This is a genomic window from Gilliamella sp. Pas-s25 (assembly GCF_009795885.1).
Classification (GTDB): domain Bacteria; phylum Pseudomonadota; class Gammaproteobacteria; order Enterobacterales; family Orbaceae; genus Gilliamella.
On the sequence record NZ_WTEV01000011.1, the window covers coordinates 58,199 to 73,448 of the forward strand.

The 15,250-nt window shown below is 39.4% G+C and carries 16 protein-coding genes and 1 CRISPR repeat array; of the genes, 7 read left to right on the forward strand and 9 right to left on the reverse strand.

Going from position 1 to position 15,250, the window contains the following annotated elements; genetic code table 11:
• Nucleotides 1-48 precede the first annotated feature (48 nt).
• Nucleotides 49-807 carry an IclR family transcriptional regulator domain-containing protein gene (locus GQ593_RS14080; protein ID WP_160431387.1) on the forward strand — a complete coding sequence of 253 codons (759 nt, stop codon included), beginning with the start codon at nt 49-51 and terminating at the stop codon, nt 805-807.
• A 27-nt stretch (nt 808-834) separates the two neighbouring features.
• Here GQ593_RS14080 and GQ593_RS06980 read toward each other — a convergent pair whose 3' ends face one another.
• Nucleotides 835-2,238, reverse strand: a complete 1,404-nt coding sequence (locus GQ593_RS06980) for an aminotransferase-like domain-containing protein (protein WP_160431388.1) — start codon at nt 2,236-2,238, stop codon at nt 835-837.
• A gap of 178 nt (nt 2,239-2,416) precedes the next feature.
• Between GQ593_RS06980 and pdxS the strand changes: the two genes are divergently transcribed.
• From pdxS to GQ593_RS07005, 5 genes are all read left to right on the forward strand, one after another.
• Complete coding sequence (gene pdxS, locus GQ593_RS06985; RefSeq protein ID WP_160431389.1) at nt 2,417-3,304, forward strand: pyridoxal 5'-phosphate synthase lyase subunit PdxS; 888 nt, start codon at nt 2,417-2,419, stop codon at nt 3,302-3,304.
• A complete protein-coding gene (pdxT, locus tag GQ593_RS06990; RefSeq protein ID WP_160431390.1) occupies nt 3,304-3,897 on the forward strand; it encodes a pyridoxal 5'-phosphate synthase glutaminase subunit PdxT in 594 nt (197 codons plus the stop codon). Before pdxS ends, pdxT begins: the two co-directional genes overlap by 1 nt.
• A gap of 14 nt (nt 3,898-3,911) precedes the next feature.
• Nucleotides 3,912-4,779: a CRISPR direct-repeat array (repeat unit 28 nt; unit sequence TTTCTAAACCGCCTATGCGGCGGTGAAC).
• 352 nt (nt 4,780-5,131) lie between these two features.
• Nucleotides 5,132-5,488 carry an ArsC family reductase gene (locus tag GQ593_RS06995; RefSeq protein ID WP_202115402.1) on the forward strand — a complete coding sequence of 119 codons (357 nt, stop codon included), beginning with the start codon at nt 5,132-5,134 and terminating at the stop codon, nt 5,486-5,488.
• A 13-nt stretch (nt 5,489-5,501) separates the two neighbouring features.
• Nucleotides 5,502-6,641 (forward strand): succinyl-diaminopimelate desuccinylase, encoded by a 1,140-nt coding sequence (gene dapE, locus GQ593_RS07000; RefSeq protein ID WP_160431391.1) that lies wholly within the window; start codon nt 5,502-5,504, stop codon nt 6,639-6,641.
• Nucleotides 6,642-6,718: 77 nt separating this feature from the next.
• Nucleotides 6,719-6,910, forward strand: a complete 192-nt coding sequence (locus GQ593_RS07005; RefSeq protein ID WP_160431392.1) for a YpfN family protein — start codon at nt 6,719-6,721, stop codon at nt 6,908-6,910.
• A gap of 8 nt (nt 6,911-6,918) precedes the next feature.
• Here the strand turns inward: GQ593_RS07005 and cysZ are convergent, their stop codons facing one another.
• The 7 genes from cysZ to GQ593_RS07040 form a co-directional block, all read right to left on the reverse strand.
• Nucleotides 6,919-7,764, reverse strand: coding sequence for a sulfate transporter CysZ (gene cysZ, locus GQ593_RS07010; RefSeq protein ID WP_237397705.1), 846 nt, complete (start codon nt 7,762-7,764; stop codon nt 6,919-6,921).
• A gap of 87 nt (nt 7,765-7,851) precedes the next feature.
• Nucleotides 7,852-9,879 (reverse strand): tRNA(Met) cytidine acetyltransferase TmcA, encoded by a 2,028-nt coding sequence (locus tag GQ593_RS07015; RefSeq protein ID WP_160431393.1) that lies wholly within the window; start codon nt 9,877-9,879, stop codon nt 7,852-7,854.
• A gap of 3 nt (nt 9,880-9,882) precedes the next feature.
• On the reverse strand, nt 9,883-10,338 hold the full coding sequence (locus tag GQ593_RS07020; protein WP_160431394.1) for a DUF441 domain-containing protein: 456 nt from the start codon (nt 10,336-10,338) through the stop codon (nt 9,883-9,885).
• On the reverse strand, nt 10,338-11,048 hold the full coding sequence (gene purC, locus GQ593_RS07025; RefSeq protein ID WP_160431395.1) for a phosphoribosylaminoimidazolesuccinocarboxamide synthase: 711 nt from the start codon (nt 11,046-11,048) through the stop codon (nt 10,338-10,340). Before purC ends, GQ593_RS07020 begins: the two co-directional genes overlap by 1 nt.
• A 66-nt stretch (nt 11,049-11,114) precedes the next feature.
• Nucleotides 11,115-11,879, reverse strand: coding sequence for an outer membrane protein assembly factor BamC (gene bamC, locus GQ593_RS07030; RefSeq protein ID WP_160431396.1), 765 nt, complete (start codon nt 11,877-11,879; stop codon nt 11,115-11,117).
• A 37-nt stretch (nt 11,880-11,916) separates the two neighbouring features.
• A complete protein-coding gene (gene dapA / locus GQ593_RS07035) occupies nt 11,917-12,795 on the reverse strand; it encodes a 4-hydroxy-tetrahydrodipicolinate synthase (RefSeq protein ID WP_160431397.1) in 879 nt (292 codons plus the stop codon).
• Nucleotides 12,796-12,891: 96 nt separating this feature from the next.
• Nucleotides 12,892-13,650, reverse strand: a complete 759-nt coding sequence (locus GQ593_RS07040; RefSeq protein WP_160431398.1) for a Nif3-like dinuclear metal center hexameric protein — start codon at nt 13,648-13,650, stop codon at nt 12,892-12,894.
• A 227-nt stretch (nt 13,651-13,877) separates the two neighbouring features.
• On the opposite strand from GQ593_RS07040, the gene rnt reads away from it, so the two are divergent.
• Nucleotides 13,878-14,552 (forward strand): ribonuclease T, encoded by a 675-nt coding sequence (gene rnt / locus GQ593_RS07045; RefSeq protein ID WP_160431406.1) that lies wholly within the window; start codon nt 13,878-13,880, stop codon nt 14,550-14,552.
• A 103-nt stretch (nt 14,553-14,655) separates the two neighbouring features.
• On the opposite strand, the gene GQ593_RS07050 is transcribed toward rnt, so the two are convergent.
• The gene (locus GQ593_RS07050; RefSeq protein WP_065638199.1) at nt 14,656-14,982 is read right to left on the reverse strand and encodes a Grx4 family monothiol glutaredoxin; all 327 of its coding nucleotides are present in this window, start codon (nt 14,980-14,982) and stop codon (nt 14,656-14,658) included.
• Between the last annotated feature and the right edge of the window lie 268 nt (nt 14,983-15,250).

The window sequence follows — 15,250 nt, forward strand, 5'->3', positions numbered from 1 at the left end:
AAAAAAAATATTTATACTTACAACAATTTCAATACATGAGTGTAATTTGTGACAACAGAAATAACAACGCAAGCGCCCGCCATCGATAAAGCAACCCGAATATTTCACTTTATTGCAAAACACGATGGCGCCACTTATACCCAAATCTATCAAGGATTATCATTACCCCAAAGTTCAACATCAGCATTACTTGCCAGCTTGGTTACTAATGGCTTATTACGACAAAACGAGGGTAAGTATTTTTTGGGCCTTGTCCTTTATGAATTTGGTAATAATGCCATTAAACAATTTAATATTAAAGATTTGGCAACCGAACCGCTTTTGTTTTTGCGCGATAAAACACAACTTGCGTGTCATTTAGGTGTATTAGACGGCAATTCTGCTATTTATTTGGCTAAAGTCGAAAGCCCAAGCGCTATTCAAGTCAAAAGCTGGTTAGGCCGTAAGCTTTCCTTACACAGCTCTGCACTGGGTAAAGCGCTTTTAGCATGGGAACCCGAGCAACGAGTTGATGACTTGCTTCCAAACGAAAACTTAACCATAAAAACACAAAACACTATCACCACAAAAACTGCGTACAAAAATGAGTTGAAAAAGATACGTGAACAAGGTTGGGCATTTGATAATGCTGAAGACTTTGACGAAGTAACCTGTTTAGCTGCGCCCGTTTATGATAAGAATGGCAAAGTCATTGCCGCAATTAGTACATCAGGGGTTCGATTTCAAATGCCAAACGAAAGAATAAACGAATTTGTTCAATATTTGCTAGCAGCTACAAAAATGCTATCCGATAAAATAAAAAGCTAGTGGGAGATTTTTGTGTCAATTGGTTTGTTACCTAACCAATAGCGGTTCAAAATGACCATAGCTAAATCTTATTGTTCCAAGATTATCACCAAAATCGGCTCCTTGTGATACGATCACACCATTTAATAACAGTTGATTAAGTAGTGCTAATTCTTGGGCTACTGTGTTTACCGACAAATGGGCATACAAATGAAAGCCACCTTGCGGCGCTCGATACGCAATATCACCACCAAAATAGCAATCTAACCATTGCATTAATTGCTGGGCTTTAATATGTAGGACTTGTCGTAACTGTTGTTGATGAACTAAGTGATAATGTTGCAAATATTCTTGGGCTAATAATTGTGGCAATATACTTAAACCGGAATCAATGTGTTGCCGAATTTTAGCCAGATTTTCGATGATGCTAGGCGGGGCGATCATCCATCCGATACGAATATTTCGCCCAATATATTTTGATAGCGATCCTAAATAGATAACTTGATTATGCTGATCCCATTTTTTAATGGGCGATATTGCCAAATCAGGTTTAAATGCTAAACTACTGTAAGCATCATCTTCAACAATGCCGATACATTGAGAGCGGCAAAAAGCCAGTATTGCTTGCTTTCGCTTATCACTCATAACAAAACCGGTCGGATTTTGAAAAATGGGATTCAAAAACAACCATTTAATTTGATGTTGCTGCACACAATTAGCTAAGCTTTCAAGCGTAATCCCCTCATTATCGCACACAATACCATACAAACGTAAGCCTGCCGCTTGAAACAGAGGTAATGAGTAAAAATAAGAAGGAGACTCAATTCCAACCGCATCACCAGGTTTAAGTAACCCCTGCGTAATTAGAAACAACGATTGCTGTGTACCCGATGTAATTAAAATTTCATTAATATCAACTCGCATGGCAAACTGCGCTTGCATATAAAGCGCAATTTGTGTTTTAAGCGATGGCAAACCTAATTGTAGTGCATCGCTGTTTTTTTCGTGCATAATCAGTTCATTTAACGAAGTATTTGGTAGCTGTAGTTTAGGGATTAAATTGGTTGGCAAATCGCCATTAGCTAAATCGCAAATATGCGGTTGTTGTGCTCGAACTTGCGCTACTTTTTGTTGATAAAACGATTGTTTATTTTGATAAAAATGCGCAGGTAACCGCCAATTAATTGATGAATACGCTTGCACTCCCCACTTTTGATGATTTACATAAGTACCACTTCCTTGGCGCCGGATCAGCACACCACGTTCAGTTAACAGCTCAAGCGCATGCACAACCGTTGAGCGATTGATACCCAATTTTTTTGCTAGTTCGCGTTCTGAAGGTAGCCTTTCACCCGCAATCAATACGCCCTGCTCAATATAGAGTTCGATAAGTTGCGTGACTTTTTTAAAAAGTGATCCGGTAAATTGTACCAGTGTCTGTTTATTCCACATGGTTGTTTTATTTTAACAGTATTGGCAGCTTGCTTTGTGCGTTTCGATACGTCAAATTAGCTCCAGAAATTGGATGGCTTTATTATAGTCCAATTGGCTGTTTTTTGCTGAGCTTTATTTTTGAATAATATTGCAAATGTCAAAATATTATCATTATTGATTTAAACAGGAGCAAAAAATGAACCAAGTCATAGGCACACAAACTGTTAAACGTGGCATGGCACAAATGCAAAAAGGTGGCGTCATTATGGACGTTGTTAATGCTGAGCAAGCAAAAATTGCCGAGCAAGCAGGTGCTGTTGCGGTAATGGCTTTAGAGCGAGTGCCTTCAGATATCCGCGCAGCTGGTGGCGTTGCTCGAATGGCTGATCCAACTATTGTTGAACAAGTCATGAACGCTGTTACCATACCTGTTATGGCTAAAGCTCGCATTGGGCACATTATTGAAGCCCGTATTTTAGAATCAATGGGAGTTGATTATATTGATGAAAGTGAAGTATTAACCCCTGCTGATGAACAGTATCACTTACTTAAAGACGAATTTACCGTACCGTTTGTGTGTGGTTGTCGTGATTTAGGCGAAGCACTGCGCCGCATTGGCGAAGGCGCATCAATGCTACGCACCAAAGGTGAACCCGGTACCGGCAACATTGTTGAAGCCGTGCGCCATATTCGCAAAGTCAACGAACAAATTCGCCAAGTTGCTAACAAATCGAAAGATGAATTAATGACTTTTGCCAAAGAGATAGGCGCACCTTATGAGCTAGTGTTGCAAATCAAACAGTTAAAAAAACTACCTGTCGTTAACTTTGCCGCGGGCGGCGTGGCAACGCCTGCCGATGCCGCACTCATGATGCAACTTGGTGCTGATGGCGTTTTTGTTGGATCAGGTATTTTTAAATCGCAAAATCCAGAAAAATTTGCCAAAGCCATCGTACAAGCCACCAGTTATTTTGATGATTACCCACGTTTAGCTCAGCTTTCAACAGACTTGGGCGAAGCAATGAAAGGTATTGAAATCAGCACGCTAACGCCGTCAAACAGAATGCAAGATCGAGGCTGGTAATGACGCAATCATCCAAACAAAGTCATATAAAACATATTGGGGTACTCAACTTTCAAGGTGCGGTGAGTGAACATATCACTATACTAAATAGTATCGACAATGTACAAGCGACTTTAGTGCAAAAACCCGAACATTTAACCAAGCTAAACGGTTTAATCATCCCCGGAGGCGAATCCACCACAATTAGCCGTTTAATCAAACAAAATGGACTTGTAGCGCCTATAAAACAATTTGCCAAACAAGGAAAAGGCATTTTGGGTACTTGCGCGGGACTGGTGCTTTGCGGTAACAGTACAACTCATAACGAGGTCGAATTGTTAGGCTTAATGGATATTTGTGTTGAACGCAACGGTTTTGGACGGCAAATTAACAGCTTTGAAACAATCTTAGAGATACCAACAATTGGTGAACAAATCCCTGCTATATTTATTCGCGCACCTTATATTGCCAAAGCAGGAAAAGGCATTGAGCAACTGGCATTTGTCGATCAGCACTGTATTATGGCGCAGCAAAATAACATCTTAGTTTGCGCCTTTCATCCAGAACTAACAACCGATAATCGTATTATGCGTTACTTTGTTGATAGATGTTAGAATAAATAAAGGATTTTCTAAACCGCCTATGCGGCGGTGAACTTATAAGAGCGGGCTAGTATGAGTAAAGAAAATTTCTAAACCGCCTATGCGGCGGTGAACAACAGACGAAGAAAAGGCGTTGTATTCTGCATTTTCTAAACCGCCTATGCGGCGGTGAACCCATTTTATCGATCTTTTTTATTGCGTATGAATTTCTAAACCGCCTATGCGGCGGTGAACATGATGCGACTGGCTACGCTCTTGACTTGGTCTTTCTAAACCGCCTATGCGGCGGTGAACAATATGGCCACATTGGCCTTTTGTGCAATTTTTTTCTAAACCGCCTATGCGGCGGTGAACGAGCCGTATGTACTGGGTTTAGAAGACAATGATTTCTAAACCGCCTATGCGGCGGTGAACAAGTAACTAAACCTGAACACCGTTTTCGAAAATTTCTAAACCGCCTATGCGGCGGTGAACCTGTAGAAAACACTACAGGAATCTGGTCGAACTTTCTAAACCGCCTATGCGGCGGTGAACAAGTAATTGCCCGTCTGGTGTATCGCTGTCAATTTCTAAACCGCCTATGCGGCGGTGAACTTTAATCTTTGTGACTGAAGTACTGGCGCAAATTTCTAAACCGCCTATGCGGCGGTGAACTTATTCCTATTGAGGAACAAATCAAGGATTTATTTCTAAACCGCCTATGCGGCGGTGAACCAACATATACATTAGCACCTGATTTAATTGTGTTTCTAAACCGCCTATGCGGCGGTGAACAGTCATTTCTCACCTCCGTTAAATCTGTTTCTTTTCTAAACCGCCTATGCGGCGGTGAACGTTTGCGCGTATGTCTGGCAGCTTGCTTGAGGTTTCTAAACCGCCTATGCGGCGGTGAACTAGAAGCGGATATACTATAACCCCTGTTTAACAAAAGGCAAATAGGATTTTTGTTTTCAAAAACCCTTTTTTTGGGCTCTTTTATAATTTATTGTTTTTATTATATTTTATTTTTAGCTAAAAAAAAGGGTTGGTAGGGTTTTGGTTATGTCGATATTAAGTAAATTTGCCACGCAAGAATACCTCAGATAGACAATTGATTTTATTTAACTTTTTAAAAAAACATAAACGGTTAAAAATTAATGACAAAAACAACTAAAAAAGATCTTAGCTAATAGATAGCATCGATTTGCTGGCGTATGCTGATAACTGTTATAATCTCCCTTTATTTTTTAGATTTGGATCACTGATTATGTACATCATCTACGGTATAAAAAACTGCAATACGATGAAAAAAGCCTTTACTTGGCTTGATGATCATCATATAGCTTATCAATTTTATAATTATAAAACCGATGGCCTGTCGGCAGATCTTTTGGATGCTTTCTTAAAATTGGTAGATTGGCAAAGTTTACTTAATACTCGCGGTACCACATGGCGTAAGTTAGATGAGTCTGTCCGTGCACAGGTTGATAATGAGCAAGCAGCAAAACAGATCATGTTAGCCAATCCTTCCATTTTAAAACGTCCTTTGCTTATTGATGGTAAGCGTGCTTTGTTAGGTTATTCAGACGAACTTTATTCCCAATTTATTTCACAATCTAAATAAAATCGAGACCATTATGACTGAACCTGTTATTGCGCTAACCAAAGCGCTCATTGCTGAGAAATCGATAAGTCCTGACGATAAAAATTGTCAAAAAATAATTATTGAGCGATTAAAACCACTCGGTTTTATTATTGAAGAAGTCAATATTGGGCAAACCAAGAACTTATGGGCCTATCATGGCGATGCTGCTGGCAAAACTTTGATGTTTGCTGGCCATACTGATGTCGTGCCAGCCGGTGATGAAAGCAAATGGCATTATCCGCCATTTTCACCAACGATTGATGAAAATGGCATACTTTATGGTCGTGGTGCATCGGATATGAAAAGTGGCGTTGCTGCTATGGTTTGTGCAGCAGAAGATTTTGTTAAACAACATCCTAATCACACTGGGCGCGTCGCCTTTTTAATCACATCGGATGAAGAAGCCGATGCAAGCGATGGCACAGTTAAAGTGGTCGATCTATTGATGAAACGCCAAGAACGCGTTGATTATTGCATTGTGGGTGAACCATCAAGCGATGTGGTACTTGGCGACCAGATTAAAAATGGACGACGCGGTTCACTAACTGCCAATTTAGTTGTGCATGGCATTCAAGGTCATGTGGCTTACCCTCATCTTGCTGATAACCCTGTGCATCGTTTTGCACCTGCGTTAAATGAACTGGTTAGCACCGTTTGGGATGAAGGCAATCAATACTTCCCACAAACAACAATGCAAATAGCCAATATTAATGGTGGCACAGGAGCTGAAAACGTTGTGCCGGGTGAGCTTCGCGTACAATTTAACTTCCGTTATAGTAGCGAATTGACAGACGCAAATATTAAAACACAAGTTGAGCAGATTTTACAAAAATATAATGTAAACTACACCTTAACTTGGCGGTTATCAGGCCATCCATTTTTAACACCACAAGGCGATTTAACCAACGCGGCTGCTAGTGCTATTAAGGAGTTTACCGACATTGATACCAAACTATCCACCAGTGGCGGCACATCTGACGGACGCTTTATTGCAAAAATGGGATGCCAAGTGATCGAGCTTGGGGTACTTAACAAAACCATCCATAAAGTGAACGAAAATGCTAATTGCCAAGATATTATTACCTTAACCGCAATCTATCACCGCATTTTAGAGAAACTGCTGTTAGTATAGTATTGTTAGCATTGCGTTATTGGCATGGGTGATTGCTATAATTGGATGATTCCGATTTTAACTTAAAGGGGAATACGATGGAGTGGCTTAAAGATTATTGGTGGATAATTGTAGTTATCTTAATTGGAATTTTTATTAATACCATTAAAGCACTGAATCGATTGAGTTATAAATCGTATCTTGAAAAAAAGAAAGGGATAAAACCTATCCCTTATCAAGATGACGATGATGATGATTGGCCATCAACAAATTCAACGAAAAAAAAGTAACACTCACCTTAACGAAAATCTTGGCTATCGCTGTTAAATAGTGCTTGATGACGGTAGCGATCAACCCACATTGCTGTTGCGCCACATACGGCAATAGGCATAACAATTAAATTAAGCACGGGCACCATGGTAAAAAAGCTGACTAACATACCAAAGGCTATATTATCGACCCGATCTTGTTTAAGTAACTCACGCATGCGGTGAAAGGTAATTTTGTGGTTATCAAAGGCATAATCGGCATATTGAATATTAATTTGCCAAGCGGTAAATAAAAACCAGACTACTGGTGTGACCGATTGCCCAATAACAGGAATAAAATAAGTCAGCAATATTGGGATTGCCCATAATAGATAGTTGATCAGTTTTTGGAGCTCGCGACCAAAAATACGAGGAAGATCTTTAATGATGCTAATCCATGACAGTTCTGCCGCAGGAATGCCCGTTAACTTCGCTTCGACTTGTTCGGCTAATAGACCATTAAATGGTGCGGCAATGATATTGGTTACTGTACTAAAGAAATAACAAAACAAAATAACCAGCATTAAAATTACGATAAAAACAATGATATAACCTAGCCAATGCAACCAACTTGGCATATACGTAACCCCCCTATCCACCATGCCCGATATAGAGGTAAAAAACCAATAAAATAGTGCAGACATCACCACAATATTGGCAATTAATGGTAAAAAAACAAATCGCTTAATCCCCGGACTAAACGCCAACGACCAACCTTTAAAAAAGTATTCAATGCCTGTTGTGGGTTGATTTTTTGGATTGTGGCTACTTGACTGGTTGTATGTTTGATTTTGCGAATAGCGATGTTGCATCTGATTTTCTAATTTATTGTGCATCACATTCAGTTCCTTTTAAATTAAAACGAATTGAGTTAAAACATGATGACTATTGTAAACATACCGCTTAATAACCTGCAATGGTGATCAGTTATCTTTACTGACTATTTCAGAAAATATTGCATTGCTAGCCTGTTTTGCTAACCATGTTTTAACTTCATGTTTAATGGTTTGCATCAATGCCTGTTTACCTGCAAGTTGGCATGAATTAATAACCAAAGCTTGATTATTTTTGCTTTTTAACAGTGCTGATAACACAGGAAAAGAGGATGCTTGAGATGATTGTTGATGTATTTGTATATACCGATTTAATCGACATAGTGGGGCATAACTGGCTTCGAATGGTCGATGGAAGTAAGCAAATCCAACAAGTTCATCTAAATCATTTACGTCTAAATCTGATGATAATAGCCAACTATCATCGCTGATAATCATATCGTTAAACGGTAAATCGATGATATCTTTTAACCAATAGGTGTTACGCTGTAGTTTTTGTTTTAATTTATAGGTTAATAGATGTCCAGATTGGGTAATTGGTTTAAGCGCCATAACAGAATAACTGCCACTACTAGCTTGTTTATGGCTGCTTACATGAACCAAGACAAAACCACAAGCCGTCCAAAATTGATAATTAGACGAGCTATAAGCAAAACTGACCGACACAAAATCGTTATTTTGCACTTTGGCATGATCACAAATCGTCTGCACCAGTTGTTTTGCGATATGTTGCCGTCGATAAGCCTCCATAACCGCAATGCGATTAATGCGAACTGAACGCAACTTAGCCGCTAACCGTTCACCGGCATGAGCCACAAGCGACTGCGCCACTAAATTGCCTTTAGGGCGGCGTGTTCCTTGCCATACTTGAGTTATTAGTTCATCAGGCAAGTTCCCCTCGGTAAGTGTAAGCGCCGCGGCAATTTGTCTATTGTCTATTGTTGCTTGCCAAACCGACAAGTTTTGCGCATCAAACAGACGCCTTAAATCAATTAATGTAGTTTGATAGTGGGCCATTTTTAATAGATAAAAAATCGACCTTAAGGAGTCAACATCATTACGTTCAACCTTTGAGTATTGGGTTGATAATGAGCTTATAACAGGGTTATCATCCTGCGGTAATAAACCATTAAGTAATAGCCGATCGCTAAATTGCTCTAGCATATCACCTGCCTGCCAACGAATGGGCGTGTGTAGATGAAAATATTGGCATGTTTTACCTGATAGCAATTTCAACAAAAAGCCCTGTCCAGTACCTTCATATCCGTCAACGGTAGTGGTCAACAATACTCGACAGTTATTGGTAATGGCCAGTTGTAGCAGTTTTTCGAGCATAGGTAATGGAATCATGGCTGCTTCGTCGATAACGAGATAATCTGCAACATCAATCTTTGACTGCACAATTAATTCATCAGGTGCAAAAAATGGCGTATCAGGCTTAGCAAAAGTAAAAAAAGTCGTCAATGCTGATTTATTGGGGGCAGTCACAATACAACGTTGATAATGGCTAAACCGCCCAGCTAGTGCCGATTTACCCCGTCCGCGTTTAGCAACTAATACATTTATGGGCTTATTGCTATTTAATAACTGTTTTAATGTGACTTGCTGTTCGGCTAAGTCCCGAGTGTCATCGGCCATCATTAGCAAAGAGGGGGGGATGGATAAAGCGTTCTTTAACAAAGATGTTGAATTGATTGATACACCAAATTCAGCCAAAGTTTCCATTAAATGTGCAACAAAATTAGGCACATTGATCGGATTGTGGCTTTCGTTCCAACGCAAGCTATCTTGATCATGCCAACTGCTTAGCTCCTTGGGTAATAACAAAACCAACACACTACCTTTAACTAGCGTGCCAACCAGCATGGCAAAGGCATCAAGATTAAATCCTGCCGTTGCATCAAAAATAGCATGCCGATACTGCTGGCCTAATAGTTGTTTGGTTTGATGGGGTTTGAGTGCGTTGGCAATTAACGAACTAGGCAAATAATCGGGCTGATAGGTAACAGTTATCCAATCGCCGGTGTTTTGCTCAAAGGTGGTGCCCAATTGTTCAAATAATTGTGCACTTTCACCTTGTAACACCCATAGCATTCGGTTGCTGTTGGGATTGTGCATAAACTAACTTTTTCCAATTAATAGCGATAATATACCGGCAGCAATCAGTGGACCAACTGGAATTCCTTTGAAAAATGCAACACCAATTAGCGTGCCAATAATTAAGCCATTGATAATGGTAGGATGTGCACCAATGAGCGATATACCACGCGTGCCAAGCCACGAGACTAAAATACCTACAAAAATAGCCAATATGGATTGCCAAGTGGTAAACGATTTGACTATATCACTAAATTTTAACGACCCATCCGCCAACGGCACCATCATCGCGGCAGTTAAAATAACAATGCCGATAGTTAAGCCATATTTATTTAAAAACGGGAAATAAGTGTCAAGTGGCGTTAATTTAAACAGCAACAATAACAATACGGCAAATGTTACTGTGTTATTGTGCGTCAAATAACACAGTGCTGCTAACCCCAAAAGAAGGAAAAAAGAGATATCAAACTGCACAAACATTACAAACAAACACCAATGCGTTTTGCCACTTCTTCATAAGCTTCAATCACACCACCTAAACCTTGGCGAAAGCGATCTTTATCCATTTTTTTTAGTGTGGACTTTTCCCACAGGCGACAACCATCAGGCGAAAACTCGTCGCCTAAAGTGATTTCACCTTTAAATAAACCAAATTCGAGTTTGTAATCGACTAATATCAGCCCTGCTTTATCAAATAGATCCGTCAAAATGGTATTGATTTTAAAGCTGAGTTCTTTCATTTTGGCTAGTTGATCATCGCTAGCCCAACCAAAAGCTTTACAGTGTGAATCGTTAACCATTGGATCGTGCAATGCATCATTTTTTAGAAATAATTCAAACGTAGGAGGATTTAAGACTTGACCTTCTTCAACCCCTAGACGTTTAACTAAAGATCCCGCTGCGCGATTGCGCACCACGCATTCAACAGGAATCATTTGCAGCTTTTTGACAAGCACTTCATTGTCAGATAATAAGGCTTCAACCTGAGTTGGAATACCCGCTTCGTGCAATTTAGTCATAATAAAATAGTTAAATTTATTATTCACCATGCCTTTACGATCTAACTGCTCAATGCGTAAACCATCAAATGCTGATGTATCGTTGCGAAACTCAAGGATTAGTAAATCAGGGTTTTCGGTGGTATATACCGTTTTTGCTTTACCACGATAAAGCTCAGCCAACTTTTTCATGTTTATAACCTTAATATCAATTGCCAATAAATAATTAAGGAGCTCTGCGCTCCTTAAATTCCAAACTTATTCTTGATTTGTACCGCTCACGGCTGTTGCAGGTTTCTTACTTTCATTGTCTTTTTCAGCATCATTGTTTTGTGCTTTTGGTGGCACAACTCGCACTGAATCAGGCGCAACATCATCCATTATGTCATTAAACAAACCAACAACATAACGTTGGACTTCGATCGGTTGCGACATCAAATCATCAGAACCACGATTTAACGAAGTTATTGAAATGGCGATAGTTTCGGTATCGCCTAATAATTGTCGCTTAATTGAATAAGTAGCTTGAACTGCTTGATCTTCGTCAGCACGTGGCATAAAGGCATTACCTGTTTTAATAGAATTATTGTCACGGTTAACAATAGAGATATTTTTCTTGCTTAAGCTATCAGGGATTCGCTCCCACACATGGCTACTTAATGGCACATTAAAAGTGACAGCACCATTGTTATAAATCGCAAATGCGTCTTGAATAGTTGGAATTGGTAAACTTGGCGGCCTAATATCTAGCTGTTTGCCTAAATCACCATGAAATTCGGATTTATCAATATAAAAGTCACCACTTTCAGCCGGCACCTTAACGCCTTTAGGAATGACTAACGGTTTTAAAGTGGGTGATTTAAGGTAATCTTCATTACCTTCGACTTCGCGCTTAAAATTTTGATCGCTACCACAACCGACAAGAAACAAAGAAGCCAAAACGGTTAAAACAGCCGTTTTTTTAATAACATTGCTTTTAAATATGGTTTTGTTCAATGTTTTATTCAATGTATTATTTAACATAGATATCTGCTTTTTAATTAAAGGTTATAAAAAATAATTACAGTAAATTTGCCTCTTTTAATGCTTGCTCAACGGCAGGAATCGACGAGGTGCTTAGCTCAACCAATGGCAATCGAATAGTTGCGCTTTGCATTAAACCTAATCTTGCGCACGCCCATTTGGCTGGCGTTGGGTTGGGTTCGATAAATAAATTATGGTGTAAAGCCATTAAAGTGTCGTTTAAGGTGCGGGCTTCTTGAATTTGGTTATTAGCAGCAAGCTGACACACAGTAGCAACGGCTTTAGCCGCAACATTAGCTGTCACCGAAATTACACCATCACCCCCTAAAATCATAAAGTCTAAAAAGGTTGAATCATCGCCACTCAATAATTTAAAATCAGAACCAACCAGTTTGCGCGTTGGGTAAACTCTTGAAAGGTCGCCAGTTGCATCTTTTAGAGCGACAATATTTTTGATTTTAGCTAAACGACCCACGGTTTCGGGTTTAATATCACTACTAGTGCGCCCCGGCACGTTATATAAAATCTGCGGTAGCGCAGTGCTTTCGGCAATGGCTTTAAAGTGTTGATAAATACCTTCTTGAGTTGGTTTGTTATAATAAGGAGCAACCGTTAAACAACCTGCAACACCGATATGTTCAACTCGGCTGGTTAATTCAATGGCCTCTTTTGTTGCGTTTGCACCAGTGCCGGCAATAATGGCAATACGTCCATCGGCATAGTCAATGGTTCGTTTAATCACATCAATATGCTCATGATGATCAAGCGTAGCCGATTCGCCCGTTGTTCCCACCGAAACGATACCCGATGTTCCATTGGCAATATGATATTCGACCAATTTTTTTAAGCTTACGTGGTCAACGTTTCCTTTCGTATCCATGGGAGTAACAAGTGCGACCAGACTTCCTGTAAACATAAAATGACCTCTCATATAATCGGTTTATAACATTAGGTAAAGAATAAAAAATCTGCGAATAAGTATGCGATATTTCTAAGGTAAATTCAACTTTTGTTATGCAGGATTATCAATATCAACAAAAATAACCTCAATACCATAACAACTCGCTAACCATTCGCCCAATTTTCTAATACCATAACGCTCGGTGGCATGATGCCCAGCGGCATAAAAATTAATGCCATATTCGCGTGCAAGGTGGATAGTACGTTCCGACACTTCACCCGTAAAAAACGCATCTACGCCCATTTGTGCCGCTTGTTCAATATAATCTTGCCCACCGCCACTACACCACGCAATATGATTAATCATTTCAGGCGCATTATCACCACAAAATAGCACTTGCCGTTTGTTATTGTGTAACACTTGTTCAAGCTGAAGTTTAAATTGCAAAGCAGTCAGTGGCGAGCGTAATGTGCCAGTAAAAAGCAGATCGGTGATATCGTTGCGTTTATCGACCGAAATACCTAACAAATTAGCCAGTTGGATATTATTGCCAAAAATGGGATGACCATCTAACGGCAAGTGATAACCATATAAATTAATATCGTTAGTTAATAGCGTTTTTAGCCGTTGGTATTTAATGCCGGTGATGGTTTGTACTTCGTTCTTCCAAAAATAGCCATGATGTACAAGCACCGCATCGGCTTGCAGTTCGACCGCTTTATCTAACAATAACTGGCAAGCGGTAACGCCTGTCACAATTTTATTGATATGCGCACGCCCCTGCACTTGCAATCCATTTGGTGCATAATCACGATAGCGGGTAATTTGCAGTTCGTTGTTAATAATCTGTTCTAACTCAAAGTTTTGCATTGATTACTCTGTTTTAATATTGTTTAATGATGATTGATAATTATAATCACTTTAATCAATAATGGCATCTAATCGTTCGCTTTAATGTAGCTTAAATGTGATTGGCGCAAAGCTTGCTAGAATGACACCTAATAAAAATAAACACATGGAATGCAAACTCTCAACACCAATGCTAGGCGAACCACTTAAAAGCTGGCATAATAGCCCTTTTTTGATAGATAAGATAAATTAACGTGCCAAACGCCAAATTATGTGAACGCTTTCGTGGATTTTATCCGGTTGTAATTGATATTGAAACATCAGGATTCGATCCAAAACTCAACGCTATTTTAGAAATCGCCGCTATCACCTTAAAAATGACGCCTGATGGCTGGTTAGAACCTGATCAATCCTTACAATTTAATGTCAATCCGTTTAATGATGCAATTTTAGAACCCACCGCACTTGCTTTTAACGGCATTGACCCTGATAATCCACTGCGCGCTGCCGTGGACGAAAAGCACGCCTTAGACGAAATTTTCAAAATGGTTAGATCAGGCATAAAAGCCAGCGACTGCACGCGCGCAGTGATAGTTGCACATAATGCGCACTTTGATCATAGTTTTTTAATGGCAGCGGCTGAACGCTCAGGCATCAAGCGTAACCCTTTCCATCCTTTTGCCACCTTTGATACGGCATCGCTCAGTGGTCTGGTTTTTGGGCAAACAGTGCTAGCAAAAGCCTGTCAAGTGGCACAAATTACATTCGATCACAAACAAGCCCACAGTGCACTATATGATACACAAAAAACCGCCATACTCTTTTGTAAAATTGTTAATCGACTTAAATCGCTTGGGGGGTGGCCTTTAGCGCCTATAAATAGTGAAACAGAAACACAACAATACGATAACAATATTCAATAAACTAAAAACGAATAAACATACAAAAACAATTGAAAATTAATTTACTCGTTATATAACACCATAAAAAAGCGCGCTCAACTTGCGCGCTTAATTCATCGTTTAATTAAGACTTATGCTTTTCGGCAGTTTGCTTAATAAGCGTTTGCAGTTCACCAGCTTGAAACATTTCTAACATAATATCACAGCCACCTACTAATTCGCCTTCCACCCATAATTGTGGAAACGTAGGCCAATTTGCAAATTTAGGCAATTCAGCACGAATATCAGGATTTTGTAAAATATCAACATAAGCAAACGGCTCACCACATTGCGATAAAACCTGTACCGCTTGAGCCGAAAAACCACAACTTGGTAATTTTGGCGACCCTTTCATATATAAAATAATCGGGTTTTCGGCAATTTGTTTTTTGATTTTATCGAGTGTTGTCATTTCGACTGTCATGCGATTTCCTTGGTCATTCATTGTAATAATAGAAGCTATTTTAACGCACAATAGGGTTTGTTCCTACTGCTATCTTATAACCAATTTGCTTAATGGTGGTTTTTAGAGCGAATTGTGGAGGCGTTGTTTTTGTAAAAAATAATTAAAATAAAAAAATAATAAAATCAATCTTGGATCGGCTACACTAATTCATACAACTTTTTTAAGGGGTAAGGTAAACTTATCACCACTAAAAAAGGAACAAATATGAATAAGA